The 18,103-nt window shown below is 49.3% G+C and carries 16 protein-coding genes; 15 read left to right on the top strand and 1 reads right to left on the bottom strand.

The window, feature by feature from the left end:
* Positions 1 to 247: 247 nt before the first annotated feature.
* The 10 genes from J2T16_RS14030 to J2T16_RS13985 all read left to right on the top strand — a co-directional run bounded on the left by J2T16_RS14030 (position 248) and on the right by J2T16_RS13985 (position 12,296).
* Positions 248 to 1,798 carry a phytoene desaturase family protein gene (locus tag J2T16_RS14030; RefSeq protein ID WP_499018531.1) on the top strand — a complete coding sequence of 517 codons (1,551 nt, stop codon included), beginning with the start codon at positions 248 to 250 and terminating at the stop codon, positions 1,796 to 1,798.
* On the top strand, positions 1,795 to 3,258 hold the full coding sequence (locus tag J2T16_RS14025; protein WP_499018530.1) for a phytoene desaturase family protein: 1,464 nt from the start codon (positions 1,795 to 1,797) through the stop codon (positions 3,256 to 3,258). The genes J2T16_RS14030 and J2T16_RS14025 overlap by 4 nt, the downstream gene beginning before the upstream one ends.
* Positions 3,255 to 4,127, top strand: coding sequence for a phytoene/squalene synthase family protein (locus J2T16_RS14020; protein WP_145334401.1), 873 nt, complete (start codon positions 3,255 to 3,257; stop codon positions 4,125 to 4,127). Before J2T16_RS14025 ends, J2T16_RS14020 begins: the two co-directional genes overlap by 4 nt.
* Positions 4,127 to 4,894 (top strand): carotenoid biosynthesis protein, encoded by a 768-nt coding sequence (locus tag J2T16_RS14015; RefSeq protein ID WP_336121748.1) that lies wholly within the window; start codon positions 4,127 to 4,129, stop codon positions 4,892 to 4,894. The genes J2T16_RS14020 and J2T16_RS14015 overlap by 1 nt, the downstream gene beginning before the upstream one ends.
* The gene (locus J2T16_RS14010; RefSeq protein WP_336121749.1) at positions 4,863 to 5,636 is read left to right on the top strand and encodes a lysophospholipid acyltransferase family protein; all 774 of its coding nucleotides are present in this window, start codon (positions 4,863 to 4,865) and stop codon (positions 5,634 to 5,636) included. The genes J2T16_RS14015 and J2T16_RS14010 overlap by 32 nt, the downstream gene beginning before the upstream one ends.
* 1 nt (position 5,637) lies before the next feature.
* A complete protein-coding gene (locus tag J2T16_RS14005; protein ID WP_499018529.1) occupies positions 5,638 to 6,798 on the top strand; it encodes a glycosyltransferase family 2 protein in 1,161 nt (386 codons plus the stop codon).
* A 113-nt stretch (positions 6,799 to 6,911) separates the two neighbouring features.
* Positions 6,912 to 8,432 (top strand): phytoene desaturase family protein, encoded by a 1,521-nt coding sequence (locus J2T16_RS14000; RefSeq protein ID WP_221791679.1) that lies wholly within the window; start codon positions 6,912 to 6,914, stop codon positions 8,430 to 8,432.
* Positions 8,433 to 8,964: 532 nt separating this feature from the next.
* Complete coding sequence (gene fni / locus J2T16_RS13995) at positions 8,965 to 10,032, top strand: type 2 isopentenyl-diphosphate Delta-isomerase (protein WP_154891332.1); 1,068 nt, start codon at positions 8,965 to 8,967, stop codon at positions 10,030 to 10,032.
* A gap of 547 nt (positions 10,033 to 10,579) precedes the next feature.
* Positions 10,580 to 11,860, top strand: a complete 1,281-nt coding sequence (locus J2T16_RS13990; RefSeq protein WP_499018528.1) for a transcriptional regulator — start codon at positions 10,580 to 10,582, stop codon at positions 11,858 to 11,860.
* 265 nt (positions 11,861 to 12,125) lie between these two features.
* Entirely contained in the window at positions 12,126 to 12,296 is a 171-nt protein-coding gene (locus tag J2T16_RS13985) for a Spo0E family sporulation regulatory protein-aspartic acid phosphatase (RefSeq protein WP_154891330.1), read from the top strand.
* Between the two features lie 88 nt (positions 12,297 to 12,384).
* Here the strand turns inward: J2T16_RS13985 and J2T16_RS13980 are convergent, their stop codons facing one another.
* Complete coding sequence (locus J2T16_RS13980; RefSeq protein WP_221791302.1) at positions 12,385 to 12,846, bottom strand: hypothetical protein; 462 nt, start codon at positions 12,844 to 12,846, stop codon at positions 12,385 to 12,387.
* Positions 12,847 to 13,217: 371 nt separating this feature from the next.
* On the opposite strand from J2T16_RS13980, the gene J2T16_RS13975 reads away from it, so the two are divergent.
* From J2T16_RS13975 to prmC, 5 genes are all read left to right on the top strand, one after another.
* Positions 13,218 to 13,688: a GNAT family N-acetyltransferase gene (locus J2T16_RS13975; RefSeq protein WP_253499709.1), complete on the top strand. Its 471-nt coding sequence runs from the start codon at positions 13,218 to 13,220 to the stop codon at positions 13,686 to 13,688.
* A 135-nt stretch (positions 13,689 to 13,823) separates the two neighbouring features.
* Positions 13,824 to 14,924 (top strand): redox-regulated ATPase YchF, encoded by a 1,101-nt coding sequence (gene ychF / locus J2T16_RS13970; RefSeq protein WP_123065294.1) that lies wholly within the window; start codon positions 13,824 to 13,826, stop codon positions 14,922 to 14,924.
* Between the two features lie 220 nt (positions 14,925 to 15,144).
* Positions 15,145 to 15,744, top strand: coding sequence for an SUKH-4 family immunity protein (locus J2T16_RS13965; protein WP_221791299.1), 600 nt, complete (start codon positions 15,145 to 15,147; stop codon positions 15,742 to 15,744).
* A 324-nt stretch (positions 15,745 to 16,068) separates the two neighbouring features.
* A complete protein-coding gene (gene prfA, locus J2T16_RS13960) occupies positions 16,069 to 17,136 on the top strand; it encodes a peptide chain release factor 1 (protein WP_123065296.1) in 1,068 nt (355 codons plus the stop codon).
* A 24-nt stretch (positions 17,137 to 17,160) separates the two neighbouring features.
* Positions 17,161 to 18,051, top strand: a complete 891-nt coding sequence (prmC, locus tag J2T16_RS13955; protein ID WP_221791332.1) for a peptide chain release factor N(5)-glutamine methyltransferase — start codon at positions 17,161 to 17,163, stop codon at positions 18,049 to 18,051.
* The last annotated feature ends 52 nt before the right edge of the window (positions 18,052 to 18,103 follow it).

The following is an 18,103-nucleotide window of genomic DNA, read 5'->3' as shown; positions in this document are numbered from 1 at the left end:
GATTCATATAGGACATCCTTTGATCCAGCGATCAAGGGATGTTTTTTTATGGATTATATAGATCTTTAACGTGTAAAAAACAATTAATTTGACCCGCGGGTCATTTTATGTTTTACTTGTCGTATAATATTTGTACACTATTTGTATAATGTTTTCGAGTTTACCCGATTAAAGTGTTTCATTGCGGTTTAATAATAGGTTAGGGGCTTGAGAACTAGAGATAGTCCTACATAGAAAGGTGAGTGGCATGATACCGAATCAACAACGCAAACGTGCAGCCGTCATTGGCGCAGGCCCGGGTGGGCTTGCAGCAGCCATGTTACTGTCCGGTCAGGGATATGAGGTTGATGTATACGAGAAACAGCCAGCCATTGGCGGACGATCTTCCCGTCTGGAGCTTGGTGAATATAAGTTTGACCGCGGGGCTACCTTTTTGATGATGCCTCAGTTGATTGAAGAGATGTTTGATGTGGTCGGACGCAAGCTCTCGGATTATGTAGATATGAAAGAACTGACCCCGCTGTACGCTTTGAACTTTGGAGATAAGGTGTTCACGCCTTCACGCAATCGGGAGGATACAGCAGCGCAGATCAAAGAGCTGTTCCCCGGCAATGAAGAGAATTACCTCCGGTACATGCGGGACGAAGAAGTGAAGTTTGGCAAAGTGATGCCACTGCTCCGCCGTCCGTTTGGGAAGCTCACCGATTATTTACGTAAAGATGCGATTACGGCTCTACCTAAACTTGATATAAATAATACGGTTTACGGCATTCTTTCCCGGTACTTTACCGACGAACGTCTGCGCTGGGCGTTTACATTCCAGTCCAAATATTTGGGGATGTCCGCATGGGATTGTCCGGGAACCTTTACGATCTTGTCGTTTATCGAACACCAATATGGACTGTTCCATCCGATCGGCGGCGTGAATCGGGTATTTCAGGCGATGGCGGATGTCGTAGAAGAGTACGGCGGACGTATTCATACCAGTACACCGGTGAAACAGGTTATTGTTCGCAATGGTCGCGCCGAGGGTGTACTGCTTGAAAACGGCGAACGGATCGAAGCGGACCATGTCGTGGTCAATGCCGACTTTGCCCATGCAGTGAACCATTTGTTCGAACCTGGCGTACTTAAAAAATATACACCCGAAAAAATGAAACGGAAAAAATATTCCTGTTCCACAGCCATGTTGTATCTCGGTGTAGATGGTGAGATCGACCTGCCACATCACTCGATTTATTTTCCGGAAGATTACCGGGTGAATGTAGACGAAATTACCAAGCACAAAATTTTATCGGCAGACCCGTCTCTATATGTTCATAACCCATCCAGGCTCGATCCGACACTCGCTCCGGCAGGAAAATCTGCACTTTATGTGCTGATGCCAACACCAAACCTTACGGGAGACATCGATTGGGAGGCGGAACGAGCGAAGGTACAAGAAGACATGTTGAAGCGGCTCGAAGCGATTCCAGAACTGGCAGACATTCGTGGCCGGATCGAAGAAAGTATGCTGTTCACACCGCTGGATTGGCAGAATGAGCTGGATGTATACCAGGGGGCAACGTTTAATATGGCACATAATCTGGGCCAGATGATGTATCTGAGACCGCATAATCAGTTTGAGGAATTGGAACGCGTTTGGCTGGTGGGTGGAGGTACGCACCCGGGTAGCGGCTTGCCGACAATCTTTGAATCGGCGCGAATCAGTGTCAGATTGATTCAGGAAGAGGATGCACGAAGACGTAACAAGCCATCCTCCTACGTGAATACTGCCCAAGCCGGAGGACAATCATGAAGCGGGCAGCTGTTGTAGGTGCCGGGATTGGAGGGCTTACCTCAGCGTTGCTGCTGAACCGTCAGGGATGGGATGTTACCGTGTACGAGCGAGGCTCTCGCGTAGGCGGACGGATAGCTTTTGAACAGGAAGGGGAATACCGGATCGATCAGGGGCCAACCATTGTCCTCCTGCCCGAGATGTTGCTTGGCATTTTGGAAGAGGCCGGTGTGGATCGCTCCAAAGTCGAGCTGCTACGCTGTGACCCGTTATACCGGGTGCATTATCACAGCGGACGTGTCATGACCAAGAAGACAGACCGGGCAGAGCAGACCGCCGAGATTGAACGGTTGTTCCCGGGAGAAGGCCGAGGATTCAAGAGGTTTATGAAGGATATGGACACGTTGTTCCCCGCAGGCCGGGCAGCGTTTCTGGAACAGATGTTTCCGCGCAAAAGGGACTTCTTCACCCCTTCGCTCATGTCGCTTATGGGCAAGCTGCGTGCACACAAGAGTGTGCGGAAGGCCGTTGGGGATTATTTTGAACATGAAGAATTGCTCGATGCGTATTCGCTGCAAAGCTTGTATATCGGTGGATCGCCCTTTGGTACACCTGGGATTTATTCATTGCTTCCTTACGCCGAGCACGAATATGGCATCTGGATGGTGAAGGGCGGTTACGCGGCTCTGCCCGCTATTCTGGAGCAGGAACTGCTCTCTCGCGGCGGGAAGATCAAGCTGAGCACGGAAGTCACCGGACTGAAGATCAGTAATGGAGTGTGCGAGGGGATTGAGACGGCTGACGGTGCTGAGAAGGTGGATGCTGTAATCTATAACGGGGATTTTCCGAACTTGAGCGGGCTGATGAAGCAGGCACCGGAAGCACCCGTGAAACGTAAGCCGTATCGCCCTTCATCGGGATGTGTGCTGATCTACGCCGGAGTAGATAAACGGTGGGAGGATGCCACAACGCATCAGTTTTTCTTGCCACCAAGCCTGGATGGTAGTCTGCGCCAAGTTTTCAACGAGCGCCGTATTCCGGCGAAGCCATCATTTTACGTATTCAATCCGGCTGCGGTGGACGAAACGGCTGCACCCCCTGGACAGAGCGTATTGTATTTCCTCATTCCGGTACCGGACGCGGAAGGCGTGAACTGGGAACAAGAGAGTGAAGCGCTGGCAGAACGTGTGCTGGAAGAAGCAGAAGAACGAGGATTCCCGGGACTCCGTGCAGCATTGCAATGGAAAAAAGTACGTACACCTGCTGACGCCGCGCGTGATGGCTTATACGGTGGAGGAAGTTTTGGCATTGCACCTGTCCTGTTTCAGTCGGGTGTGTATCGACCGCAGCCCAAGCCGTTTTCGAAGATACAAGGTTTATATGCTGCCGGAGCATCGGTACATCCAGGAGGCGGCGTGCCCATTGTCATGCAAGGCGCTAGGATGGCTGTCAATCAACTCATGAAGGAGATGGGGAAATGAACGAAGCGATTTTAAGCAGGTGTGAAGAGTTGATGCAGAAGGGCTCCTCGTCTTTTTATCAGGCGTTTAAAGGCCTACCAAGTCCCCGCCGAGAGGCGGTATATGTGATCTATGCGTTTTGCCGCATGATTGATGACAGTGTGGATGAGCCGGAGCAATCAACGTATACGATCCATGAGATTCGTGATTTATTTGAACACCTCGAAGAAGCGGAGGGGCACTTTATCTGGCCGGCACTGAGATGGCTGTTCAGCAGCTTCCCTCATCTGGACAAAGGCCCGTTTTTTCGTCAGATGGAGGGCCAATTAACGGATCTGGAAGTGACCCACTATACAACGCTGGAACAGCTGGAGCACTATTGTTATCTGGTTGCCGGAACCGTAGGCGAGATGCTGCTACCTGTGCTCCGTAATGATAACGGTGCGGAAGTAGCGATGAATGGTATCGCACTAGGCAAAGGCATGCAGATTGTGAACATTATTCGGGATGTGGGTGAAGACCGGGCCAGAATGCGCCGTTATGTACCGCTGGAGATTATGGAGAAACACGGATACTCCGAACAGGACTGGGAAGACGGCATTGTGGATGAACGATTTATCGCCATCATTCAGGATCTGAAAGCGGCAGCGCTGAACTGGTTCCGGATCGGCATGGATCGTTTGGACACCTATCCGGTTGAAAGTGCCTTTTCGATTGAGTTAGCCGCGGCCTTCTATTCAACGATCCTGCACGCCGTGGAGCGTAACGACTACGATGTGTACACGAAACGAGCGTATGTCAGCGATGAATTGAAACTGGAGATGCTCGGTGCGATTGTGAAACGGTATCCGATGCTGGCGTATCAAGCTTCCCGAATGGCGGTATCCTGATGGTTCAGTGGGTGTACTGGGTATGGTACGCCATTGGTGCCATCCTCATGCTTACGATTGGTGTGCCTGAGGCGTTATCCTTCTCTAATGGGCTATTTCTTGTATTCTACGCGTTGTATGTGCTTGACCTTATATATCAGCAACATCGCCGATCTGACCTGTCCGACCAGTCAGTCAAGTGGCTACGGCCCGGTCTCTGGATATCGTCCTTTATCATCTGGCTGGGCGGTATGGGTGTGGAATGGATCGGTGTACATACACACTGGCCTTTTGGCGAGTATGCCTATTCCGACTTCTTTGGCATCCATCTGTTCAGTGTACCGGTAACACTTGGATTCGCCTGGATCGCAGTCGTTGGCAACTCGGCGCTGATTAGCGGCGGTGGATCGACCTGGGGTGGAAAGTTGGTGCGAGCCCTCAAAACGGGATTTTGGGCAATTGTGCTGGATTTTGTACTCGATCCTGTAGCTCATGCAAGGGGATTTTGGGAATGGCAGGCTCCAGGCGGGTTCTACGGTGTTCCGTGGACAAACTACATCAGCTGGTTCATTATGGGAGCATTTCTGTCTCTCTTTTTGCCGGCCATGCCGAAGGATCGACATTCCCTACTGCGGGCAAAATGGTTGTACCAACTGTTTATCCTTCTGTTTGGCCTGCTTGCGCTAAAAGAAGGCATAACAGGCAGTTTCATCATTGCCATCGCAGGTGTGCTGCTTGCCGAGGGGAGCTGGCTGTATGATTCGCGCCGTAAAGTCCAAAGCGTTTGACCGAATCTTCTCGCTGTACAACCATTATTATTTGTTGCGTAGACGTTTTCGTTCGTTTACGCTCTCGGGTTCGCTCGATCCACAAATCGTAGATCGTAGGGGCTTGGATGGAGTGTTGCCTATAGCGCCGGATCAGCCTGTTGTCTATTTTATGAACCACAGCTCATGGTGGGATGGACTGCTACTGTATCATGCCGCGAAGCAAACTTCGCGTGGGGATCATTATGTGATGATGGAGGAGCGGCAGCTTCGGCAGTATGCTTTTTTTCGCAAACTCGGAGCGTATTCAATCAACAAAGACAGTGCATCGGGTGTGCGGACATCGTTGCAATATACGAATGAGTTGCTGGCTTCTGGCAAAAGGGTCTGGATATTCCCGCAGGGTGAAATTCTGCATCAGGAGGCTCGACCGATTCAATTTCGTCCGGGCATTGGACTCGTGCTTCGTCGTTTTCCACAGGCTATTGCCGTGCCAGTCACCTTATGTCATGGCATGGTTCAGCATGACCTTCCTGAAATTTCAATGAAGGCTGGCATGCCGATTGTGGAAGATTGGAAAACGTGGAAAAGTGAAGAGATTGCTCATCGGCTGGGATGTGTGCTGGAGCAACAACTGAATGATCATAGAGCAACGTTGATTCGGCTTGGGCAAGGAAGTCTGCCAGATGCACAGCCTCTGATTCAGGGAATTCGCTCCACTAGTGAAAAATACGATGCGGCACGAAAGCGGGTGAACCGATAACATGAGTGAGAGTATGAATGCATCTGAGATATTGTGGATGTGTCTGGTGGGAGGGTTGCTACTGCAATTGCTCTTTGCGGTGTGGAATGCCGCTTGCCTGCCCAAAGTACGATCATTCCATAAGGTGAATATCGTGCCATCCGATCAGCTTGTTTCGGTATTGATTCCCGCTCGAAATGAACGAATACATATTGAAGCATGTTTGGAAAGTGTGCTTGCCAGCGATACGAAGGGGTTTCGTATGGAAGTGCTGGTACTGGACGACCGCTCCGAAGATGAAACCGCCGCTTTGGTTCAGGCGATTGCCGAGCGAGACTCACGCGTACGTTTGCTTCGGGGTACTGAACTACCTGCGGGCTGGATGGGGAAATCCTACGCCTGTCACCGATTGGTTCAGGAAGCCCAAGGAGACTGGTTTATGTTCGTGGATGCGGACGTTCGGGTCAAGCCGGATGCCATTCGGCAGACTTTTGCTGCCGGGTGCGCGCAGGGCGGCGGGCTGGTTACCGGCTTCCCGTATCAGGTTGCGAAGACCTGGATGGAAAAGCTTGTTGTGCCCATGATGATGTTTACGATCATCAGCCATCTTCCTATTTTTATGATACGCAGATCGGCAAGTCCGATGTTTGTCGCCGCTACGGGGGCTTTTTTGCTTATTCATCGAACAAGTTATGAAGCGTCCGGCGGTCATGCAGCGATTCAAGGGCATCTGGTGGACGACATGAGTCTCGCCAAAGCAGTGAAACGTGCCGGTCATCCCATGATGCTGGCGGATGTCCATGATGTGACGAGTACGCGGATGTATCAGAACGGTGCAGAAGTATGGAACGGATATAAGAAAAATATGTATGAAGGCATGGGGCGCAAGGACGTGCTGTTGCTTGGGACGATGCTGATGTACTTTGTGATGTATATTGTGCCGCCATTGGGTCTGGTTATAGGGCTAATAACGGGCAGTGAAACGTCATTTCTGTATGGTTTCATAGGCACATTGCTTGGCATGGCTGTAAAACGGGTATCCGATCATATCGGAGGTCAGCCGTGGTGGCTTGCTCTTTTTCAACCGATTAGCATGGCGTGTGTGATTGCTATTGGTCTGGCCTCATGGCAGGCAGGTCGATCTGGTAAAGGGTATGTATGGAAAGGCAGGCGTTATAGCTGATGCAGAGTGCACAGGAGAATGGAAATGGTGACGGTTCAGAAGATACAGAGAGAGACCAAGGTATAGGAGAAGGTAGTAAAGGGGCAGGAATGTTGCTGGGAAAAGAGATGAAAATGGATAACGGGCACCGGGCGGAGGCCTCAAACGGGAACTTGAAACAGGATGTCATTATAATCGGGGCAGGCTTCGGTGGTCTGTCCTGTGCGATTCGCCTTGCTACGGCGGGCTTGCGAGTAACCATTTTGGAGCGTCAGGCGCATGTGGGCGGCAAGTTGCAACAGATCCAGCAGGACGGGTATCATTTTGACCGCGGGCCGAGCACGATTACGATGCCGGATGCGTTTCGCTCGGTTTTTGATCAGGCAGGCGTGGTGATGGAGAACTATGTGCAGTTGTACGAGCTAGAGCCTAGAACACGTAATGTTTTTGCGGATGGAACAGTGGTCGATCTGTCTAGAAATCGCGGCTGGATGAAAGAGCAGATTGCTGTGTACAGTCCGGAGGATGCCTTGCGTTATGATGCGTTTATGGATGAATCTGCCGCATTGTATGCGGAGGCGAATCGTCATTTCCTCGGTAAGTTGCTACTGAATCCGTCTGATAAATACAACCTTCAAATGCTACGCAGTCTGCTTCGGGTGCGGCCTACAGTCAGGCTGGATAAGTTGTTACGCAGGTATTTCAGCCATCCACACACACTTGCCATGTTCGGACGGTACGCCACGTATGTAGGATCATCTCCTTATCTGTCGCCTTCTATTTTTGCCATGATGGGTCATGTGGAAGCAGAGGTGGGCATCTACGGGGTCAAAGGCGGAACGTATCTGCTGATTGAAGGCATGACCCGGCTTGCGCAGGAAAAAGGCGTGCGGATTCTGACGGGTGTAGAAGTGCATCAGATCGTGACTCGGCATGGCAAGGTGATCGGCGTGGATACGGATCGGGGCTTTATGGAAGCAGAACAGGTCGTGGCTAATGGAGATGTGCTTAGTGTAAACAGGTTACTGCTCGCGCCGGAGCATCGGAAACGAATGAGTGATGCCCGGATTGCAAAGTACGAACCTTCCATCTCAGGATTCGTAACCTTGGCGGGAGTGCGCAGAAAGTACGATCAGTTATTACATCACACGGTCTTTTTTCCAGAGCAGTATAAGCTGGAGTTTGATGATATTTTCCGTGATCGCAGGATGCCTTCAGATCCAACGATATACATCTGTTACTCTGGTTACTCGGAAGAAGGTATGGCTCCGGAAGGGGCCAGCAATCTGTTCATTCTGGTGAATGCACCGTATTTGTCTCAAGCGTGGAACTGGGAAGAGCAGAAATATCGTTACGGTGAGTTTGTGCTGGAACAATTGGAGGCGCGTGGTATTGGCGGGTTGATGCAATCGGAAGTGTTAATTTGTTACACACCGCAACATATTGAACGGGATACACTCGCTCATCAAGGGTCGATCTATGGCATTTCCTCCAATTCGGTGAAACAGACTTTTATGCGACCAGGCAATCAGAGCAAAGATGTTCAAGGGCTCTGGTACGTTGGCGGTACAACCCACCCTGGCGGCGGAACCCCGATTGTTACGCTGTCCGGCCAGCTTGTGGGGGAGCGACTTGCAACGGAACTTGGGAGGTAGAGTAAGCGTGTGGAGGATCAGGTTTGCTGGAAATTGATGAATTTGATGAACTGAATAAGGCAGACTGGGGCTGACAAGACCCTAATGAGGTGAAACAGCTGCTCTGATATTGGACTGAGTTCGAACAAGTAATGCAGGGTTCAATCGTGCAGAATAGTTGTTTTGAGGCTGCAAAGAGTTGCATAGGTGCTCTGAAACCCTGACAAAATAGCGTTTGAGATGATGGGGTTTTGGAGTGTCCTTTCAATAGGTTGAGAGGAACGGTATACTGGATAGAGTTGTCCATTGATGGGCGCTACCTTATAGGTTTTGTCTAAAAACCGATTGGATAAGCTCGGTGGTTAACGACACAGGATGATTTATTGGATAGGTGTGAGTGGATAGAACGATGGGTGATTTTTGCCAGTCCATTGCACCGCATTTACATAGTTAACAAGAGGTACGGAGTAACTTAGCATGGGGTAGGGAACAGGAAGCAAAACAACGCAGATGAGCCTACCCTGCACATCATTCTCACATAGGAGGTCTCATCATGAACGAACAAGAGCGAGCCGGCAGACGGCTGCTACCCGAAGTGGCAACGGGAGAACGGAAGCTGGAGCACGTGCGCCTCTGTCTGGAGGAGAATGTGGCAGGAGAAGGTATAACGAGCGGACTGGAGAAGTATGCGTTTCGTCATCATCCGCTGCCGGAGCTGGATTTTGAAGAGGTGAATCTGGACACTTCGTTCCTTGGCAAAAAAATGCGTACACCCTTGCTTATCAGCTCGATGACAGGTGGAAGCAAGACCACAGGCGCGATCAATGAGCGCCTTGCACGGGTAGCGAACGCCAGAGGCTGGGCGCTCGGCGTAGGCTCGATCCGGGCTGCCGTAGAGCAGCCGGAACTCGCAAGCACATTTGATGTCCGCCGCTGGGCACCGGACATCCCGGTCATCGCGAACCTGGGCGCGGTTCAGCTGAACTATGGCTTCAGCACGGCTGATTTCCAGCGTGCCGTGGATATCGCCGGCGCGGATCTGCTTGTGCTGCATCTGAACACGCTGCAGGAAGTATTCCAGCCCGAAGGCAATACGAACTTCAGCGGTCTGTACCAACGAATCGAGAAATTGTGTCGTGAACTGGACGTGCCTGTTGGTGTCAAGGAAGTTGGTTTTGGCATCGATGGCGTGACGGCACAGCGACTGTACGAAGCGGGCGTAGCCTTCATCGATGTGGCTGGCGCAGGTGGTACAAGCTGGGTACAGGTGGAGAAGTATCGCAACAATAACCCGGTACGCCGGGCGGCTGCTGAAGCTTTTGCCGATTGGGGCATTCCGACAGCCGAATGCATCCAGGATGTGCGCGCACTGAACCCCGATGGGGCGCTGATCGGTAGCGGCGGACTGTACACTGGCGTGGATGCTGCCAAAGCATTCGCGCTCGGTGCCGACCTCGCAGGTTTTGGTCGCTCCTTGCTCGAATCCGCCGTCACCTCCGACGAAGCACTGTCCGAGCGGCTGGAGCAGGTCGAATTCGAGCTACGCACCGTCATGTTCGGCATCGGCGCAGGCAGCGTTGCAGAGGTGAAGCGGACAGAACGTCTGGTTGAGCGGCGGTAATGTTGTTGGGGTCGGGCGACATGGATGCCGAGGACTCAGAGTGCGGAAGCGAAGGTTAGTGAGCGGAGTGGCTGTATCGACTCAGAGGCTCTAACGATCTCACAGAACCTTATTTCGCGCATTTTGCGGTGTTTGACAATCTAACGATCACCAGAAGCGTTATTTGTGTGAAATTCCGCAAAAATGAGTGAAAAACGTAGCTTTTCAAGTAAATAAGCTCCCTGGTGATCATTAGAATCTCAAAGTGACCAAAAATGGGCAAATAGCGTCGCTGGTGATCGTTAGAATGATTCGAGTCCCATCGTAGCAATCGCAGATCGTTCTAAATCCGCTCAGGCTTATATGGGGCGTTTTTTTGCATATTAAAGTAAAATATTTACAAGTTAAATATTGATGATACTTACTAAAATATTGTATGATCGCATTAAGCTTCATTTCATGGGAAGGCGGTGTCCCGTTGAGCGAAAAAGCTACAATTCGTGACCATTTAGAACATTTTTTGAAAAGGAATCGAATGACCATCAATCGCTTTTCTGAGATTTCTGGCGTGAATTCCGGGACATTGAGCGGTACGTTGAAAGGGAATCGGCCGATAGGCTTAAATCAATTGGATCGCATTACGGCTGGCATTGGGATGCCTGAAGGCGAACTATATGAACAATACATACATGAGTATTTAGTAGACTCTACCCTGGATTGGCGCAGGCTCAGACCTTTTCTATATCGTTGTGCAGAGCTAGGCCATATAACACATATGGAGACAGCGGTGAACTATGTGATGGATAACCTTTCCTATGTACCTCTGTTGTTTGAGCTGGCAGAGCAGTTGCATAGCGAAGGCAAGATGGAGGCTTGTAAACCGCTCTATCGCTGTGTTGCTGAGAGTGAGAAGTTGCAACATTCGGAACGTCTGGCTTTATGCCAATATCGTCTGTTTTCCATAGGACTTTCGAATGACCAGATTAATAATCTTACGCTAGCCACAAGGTTCGAACTATTTGTAGAACGTCTTGATGAGCAATACCAATTCGATGCGCTGAATGAACTGATCAATGTGTATGCATCCTTGCGCCGCTGGGACAAAGTGAAAGAATTCGCTGACCAGTTACAGATCAAAGCTTTTATTCAATATGATGCCAAGAAAACATTACGAGAAGTGGAGAACAGAACCAAAAAGAAGATTGTGTATTATGCTTTGTATTCGTATCTTGCGCTTGCTGAGGTCAGTTATCAACATGGAAAATACAAGGAAACGCTTCAGTATGTCTCAAAATACGCTGATTACAGCTGGATTAAAGATCCCACAGAAGAGGAAAAGATGGTGATTCTTCAGTTTCAGGATTGGTCAGAAGGGAATAACTACTATTTCAGATTGCTGTCAGGTGAAACAGAGTTGATTCCAGATTATTTAACGTATATCTCTGATCGCAAAAAAGAAATATTTCCTGCACTATGCGCCATTGTGACCGCAGCGAATCGATATAATGTCAATATTGACGATGTACTTGAGCGGTATCAATCTCATCTAAATTACGAGGAACAGAGCAGTCGCTTTGGGAAAATGAGCAAACAATACACCAATGATCAATATGGTATTTTGCTGGCAGGGTTGGGTACGTACTATTTAAGAAATAACAACTATGACAGAGGTGTAGCTTACATTCGCCAAGGCATGGAATTTGCGATTGAAAATATGAATAAAGATGGGCTTCTCGATTGTCTAGGCCTGTTTGATGATTTGCAGTACGTGGTCACTGGACTCGGGGTCAAGCCAAGTGCCGAAATGCTTATTCAAAAGATTCAGAGATTATACAGTCCCGAACGATGAGTGGGTACATGCTAAGTAAAAAGTAACAAGGAACGTATCCATATGTATGTATAGGCCTAGGGGCGATCTCCACAGGTCTAAAGAAATTAGATTTGTTGCATCCTGATGCATCCTCCGTTTTGAAATTCCTTATACAGACAGTTGGTTAGATTGTCCAAAGGTGTTTCAGAAAAGGGTGTTTTTTTGTCGTTTTCACTGTTGGAGTTTATTTGAATTTATGTTAATTAGCAGGATGTCCTACAATGATACAGCAGGGAGGGGTGTTATGGAGCGGGACGAACTCAAACTGCGGATCGAAGAAGCGAGGGAGAGACTCCATCAGATAAAAACGGAGTACGGCGAGCTTCTTCACCCTCAGGTGATCCACCAATCTATGGTGCTGGATGAACTTATTAATATGTACAATCATGTTAAAAGGATAAAGCCGATGGAGTAATCCATCGACCTCTGGGCGAGAAACTTTGGCCGGTCGCTCGCCCTTCTATTTTAACATAGGTAGATGTGTAGAATGAGAAACATTCAATTTAAGTACAATTTTCCTTCACAGTTATATTCTCATTAGTTATCGTGATGAGGGAAGTTCCTGACACAGATTCTGTATATCCACAGGCTGTTTTTGTATAGGTTTTGCCGCGACTGTCCTTAAATATGACGTAGACGGAACTTTCGCCTAAAAAATGCAATTTTGGAGTATACTTTATTTTTTCCTTGCTAACGATTTCTTCGCTAAAGGTATAGAGCAGATCGGAATCTTCTGTTTTATCTGCTGTGCTCGCATCGAGAACGGGTTGATTCAAATGGGTTATGCCTGTCTTAATCTGAGTAATGTCATAGTCTGACTGATTATCAATCGTAATTCTGAGTTTGCGGAACGGATCGATGGCATTTAGAAAGCTCATCACTACAATGGTACCCAGTGCAAGGAACAGGCCAAGGGCAATCATTAGTTTTAGTTTGGAAAAGGGACGATGTGGTTTGGTGTGCATGGTTAAACCTTCCTTTCTATTCGATTGTTGTATACGGGTGTCTCGTATTAAAGATATAAACGCAGGGATGCATGCAAAAGTTGGTGCAGGAGCATTATTTTACAGTGTAAGTTCAAACAATAAGGTACAATATGAAGGAGAACGAGCAGAGCAATAAGATAAATGCTTGGAAACGTGTAAAGTCGATTAGGATGAGTGCTCAACATAAGAAGTTGAAGCGCTTGGAATAAGGTTCATTTAATGTGGTTCATGTAATGAGGTACTTGAAGAGGTGCTGATTTGTAAGTGTACTAGACTGTACATAAAGTTCATACGTAGGCCATCGTAACAATCACACTCAAGTGATCACAACTAGATCAGGAGGAAATAACATGGAACTGTCTCCAATGAATACGGAACAATTTGCGAGTTTTCGCAGACGTTCAATTGAAGATTTTGCACAGGAAAAAGTAGAAGCAGGAACGTGGGCGCCAGAAGAAGCGCTACAACGGGCAGAGGAATCGTATGAGCGTTATCTGCCGGAAGGATTAGAGACGCCAGGGGCATATGTGTTTAATCTGATGCATCCGGTGGACGGCATTGTCGGATACCTCTGGTTTAATATTACGGAGAATCGCCGGGGGAAAGAAGCTTTTCTGCTGGATATCGTGGTGGAAGAAGCATATCGCGGCAAAGGATACGGCACAGAAACGATGGATGCACTCGAAAAGACCGCGCGAAGTCTTGGGGTGGATCGCATCGGGCTGCATGTGTTTGGACATAATGAGCGGGCAAGCAGCCTGTATCGCAAGATGGGCTATGAAGTGACAGACTTGACGATGTATAAGGAGATCAAAGGCTAGCATGAGTCACGGGATTTAAAGATGAGGATGATTGCCGATGAGTCGGCGAAGTTCCTTGATGCCTTGGGGTTTGTCATATATAATGGATAGGATTATCCATACCGAACAAGTAATGAATGAGGAGTTGTCATATACATGGCTTTGAAAGCAGGAATCGTTGGTTTGCCGAACGTTGGTAAATCTACATTGTTTAATGCAATTACACAAGCAGGTGCCGAGTCTGCAAACTATCCGTTTTGTACGATTGACCCGAACGTGGGGATCGTTGAAGTACCGGACGAGCGTTTGGACAAATTGACAGAACTCGTTGTACCGAAAAAAACAGTGCCTACCGCATTTGAATTCGTAGACATCGCAGGTCTGGTACGCGGAGCTTCCAAAGGTGAAGGCCTGGGTAACAAGTTCCTTGCCCACATCCGTGAAGTGGATGCCATTGTGCACGTTGTTCGTTGTTTCGTAGACGAGAACATCACTCACGTCGATGGCAAGATTGATCCTGTAAGTGACATTCAGACGATTAACCTGGAGTTGATCCTGGCGGACATCGAGAGTGTTGAGAAAAAAATCGACCGTTCCAAGAAAAACATGAAGGGTGGCAACAAAACGGCTGCTCAAGAAGTGGAAGTATTGGAGAAAGTCAAAGCGGTCCTCTATGAAGACAAGCCTGCACGTAGCATGGAGCTGACAGACGAAGAGCGTCTGATTGTACGTGACTTGCACTTGCTTACGCTGAAACCCGTTCTGTATGCGGCCAATGTGGCTGAAGACGAAATCGGTGATGTAGCGAACAATGCATATGTGCAAAAGGTACGTGAGTTCGCAGCTGCTGAAAATGCAGAAGTGGTGCCGATCAGTGCAAAAGTGGAGGAAGAAATCTCCGAACTGGAAGGCGAAGATAAACAAATGTTCCTGGAAGAGCTCGGGATCGAGGATTCCGGTCTGAACTTGCTTATCAAAGCGGCTTATAAATTGCTCGGATTGTATACGTACTTTACAGCGGGTGTACAAGAGGTTCGTGCATGGACCATCCGTAAAGGAACTAAAGCGCCTGGCGCAGCGGGTGTCATTCACACCGACTTCGAACGCGGATTCATCCGTGCAGAGGTTGTTTCTTATGACGATCTGGTTGCTGCAGGTTCCATGAACGGTGCCAAAGAGCGCGGTCAACTGCGTCTGGAAGGTAAAGAGTACGTGGTAAATGACGGCGACGTGATGCATTTCCGTTTCAACGTGTAATTTTTAAAAAATAGGATTAAAGACGGGTCAGCCTTCAGAGGTTTACCGGTTAAAATAAAGAACAGCACTATCTCTTTCGTAGGGGAATAGTGCTGTTTTTGTTTGCATTTTAATCCGAAACAACGGTCAGTATATGCAAGGTTGATTCCGTTTTCACTGGATTGTTTACCCATGATGGATATAATAAAAGAAAGAAGGACCTTTGGAGGAGGTGGCAAGAGTGGATATAACGTCCCGGTGTGTTCGATACGATCCTCTGCTTGTAGAAAAAGCGAATTTAACCGAAGAAACACAGGAGTTACTGCTTCATTCTGGCTTGCCACAGCTTACGTTGGACGGTGAAGATGTACTTGGTATTAGGTTCAACCCATTGCCGGATATGGAGTTAATGAGGACATCGGATGATCTCAAAACGCTGTTACCCATCGGTTATGAATGGGATGAGCAGACGGCCATTCTTGGGGTGGAAGCTGGAACGGGCATACTGTATAGAGTCGATGTGCAGAGTGGAGAGTATGCTGTAATGAACAGCAGTCTCCACCTGTTTCTGGCGTTTCTGAGCAGGTACACGGCAATCGTAGAGGAGCACTCCAAAGCCTATGAGCCCACGGTCATGACACTGGAACAAGCGGAAGCGAAGCTGGAAGCATTTCGACGCGGAGAGATTAAACCTCGTTTAACGCAAAAAGAGCAGTCCGGAAAAGATGAAGCAGTGAAGCAACTCCGTTTATTTTATACAGAGAAAGACCCTGTAAGTTTGCTTGATGAAGAAACATGGTGGAGTGTTGTGCTGGAGCAGTTGGAGGACGAATTGCTCTAGCCAGAGGCATAAGCATATGCTATAATTAAGAGTCGTATACCCATGATAAAATCTTTGTTTTAATCGATGAGATGAGACAAGGGCTTTTGGCGGTAGGCGATTTCTTTATATCACTTTAAAAGTAAAGGATTTGATGACGTTGTAGCGAGGTTATACGTCGATCATATAACACAGAATTCGAATGAGATGCTGCGGTCAGGGGATTCAGAAGAATCCTGTGGTTTGTGGAATTTTGAATGATAGATATATACAGCAGGTGTGCATGTTGTTTCGTTATGAAATACGGCATGTGCAAAGACAAAATAAAACGTGAGGTGACTATACATGTTGGATAAATTGCAGGCATTGGCCGATCGTTATGACAAGCTGAGCGAGCTTTTGTGTGACCCGGATGTAGCTAGTGATAACAAAAAGCTGCGTGAATATTCGAAGGAGCAATCCGATCTTCAGCCGACATACGATGCGTACAATGAGTACAAACAGGTAAGCGAGGATCTGGAAGCTGCGAAGGAAATGCAAGGCGAGAAGCTGGATGACGAGATGCGCGAGATGGTCAAAATGGAGATTGAAGAACTGTCCGCTCGCCAGAAAGAACTGGATGATCTGATTCGTGTACTCATGCTACCCAAAGATCCGAATGACGACAAAAACGTTATTGTGGAAATTCGCGGCGCGGCTGGTGGAGATGAAGCGGCATTGTTTGCGGCGGATTTGTACCGGATGTATACCCGTTATGCAGATGCACAAGGCTGGAAAGTCGAGCTGATGGATGTGAACACGAACGATCTCGGTGGATTCAAAGAGGTTGTATTCATGATCAACGGACGCGGCGCGTACAGCAAAATGAAATACGAGAGCGGTGCACACCGTGTACAACGTATCCCGACAACGGAATCCGGTGGACGGATTCATACATCGACTTCGACCGTTGCGGTAATGCCTGAAGCGGAAGATTTTGATATCGAAATTCATGATAAAGACATTCGTGTGGATACGTTCTGTTCCAGTGGTGCCGGTGGACAATCGGTTAACACAACGAAATCGGCAGTACGGGTAACTCACGTGCCAACAGGTATCGTAGCAACGTGTCAGGATGGTAAATCCCAGAACTCCAACAAAGAAAAAGCGTTGCAAGTTCTGCGTACACGTATCTTTGATATGAAACGGATGGAAGAAGAAGCGAAAATCTCCGTAGAGCGTAAAAGCAAAGTGGGAACGGGTGACCGCAGTGAGCGGATTCGTACGTACAACTTCCCGCAAAGCCGTGTAACCGATCACCGCATCGGTCTGACGATGCACAAGCTGGATCAAATCATGAACGGTGAGATTGAAGATATCTTGTCTGCACTGACGATTGCTCAGCAGACCGAGATGATGGATAGAGGAGAATAATCTGTGACGGGCGGAACGTTTGTAATGACGCCGGAGCAGAGTTGCCGGGAAGCCTTCGTAGAGGCTTCCTCTTTTTTGGAGAAGTGCGGCGTGTACGAGCCGCACAATAATGCACGGCTGCTGCTGGAGCATGTACTGGGCGTCTATGGCGCCCAGTATTACATGATGCAGCCGGAGCCGTTCCCCAGCGGGCTGCGTAACCGCTGGGAAGACGCCGTCACGCGCAAGGCTGCGGGTGAGCCGGCGCAGTACATTATCGGCAGCCAGGAATTCTACGGGCTGCCGTTCGAGGTCACGCCGGCCGTGCTGATTCCGCGGCCGGAGACCGAGTTGCTGGTCGAAGCTGTGCTACGCGCAGCAGACCGCGTGTTTGCCAGCGCCGGCGGTGCCGTGCGCGCCGTCGACATTGGCACGGGCAGCGGCGCCATCGCGGTCACGATGGCTTCGCTTCGCCCGCAGTGGCAGGTGTCCGCCGGGGATCTCTCGGCGGATGCCCTGCACGTGGCCGCGCGCAACGCGGCCGCGAACGGCGTACAGATCGACTTCCGTGAAGGCGATCTGCTTGCACCGTTCGCTGGGGAGCGGTTGGACATCCTGGTGTCCAACCCGCCCTACATCCCGGCGGGAGATATCGCCGGGTTACAGCAGGAGGTGCGCGATCATGAGCCGCGCCTCGCTCTGGATGGCGGTCCGGACGGGCTCGCCCCGTACCGCATCATGGTAGAGCAGTTGAATCTGCTGCCTGCGCCGCCGCAGATTGTCGGTTTTGAGCTGGGCATGGGCCAGGCTCACGACGTGGCGGCTTTGCTGGAATCGGCGGGGCACTGGCCAGAGATTATCATCGTTCCCGACCTTGCCGGAATTGAGCGGCATGTCCTGGGTGTTCGACCTTCGGAACAGGTGACAAAAATGTAAGGCACGTAAGTTTTCTTTTTGCCGCGAAATCCTCTACAATGGGGTATGCCGA

Origin of the sequence: Paenibacillus intestini (genome assembly GCF_030803945.1) — a bacterium.
GTDB classification, from domain to species: domain Bacteria; phylum Bacillota; class Bacilli; order Paenibacillales; family Paenibacillaceae; genus Paenibacillus; species Paenibacillus polysaccharolyticus.
Note: the sequence above shows the minus strand (reverse complement) of the source record. Positions and strands in the feature narration are given on the sequence as shown.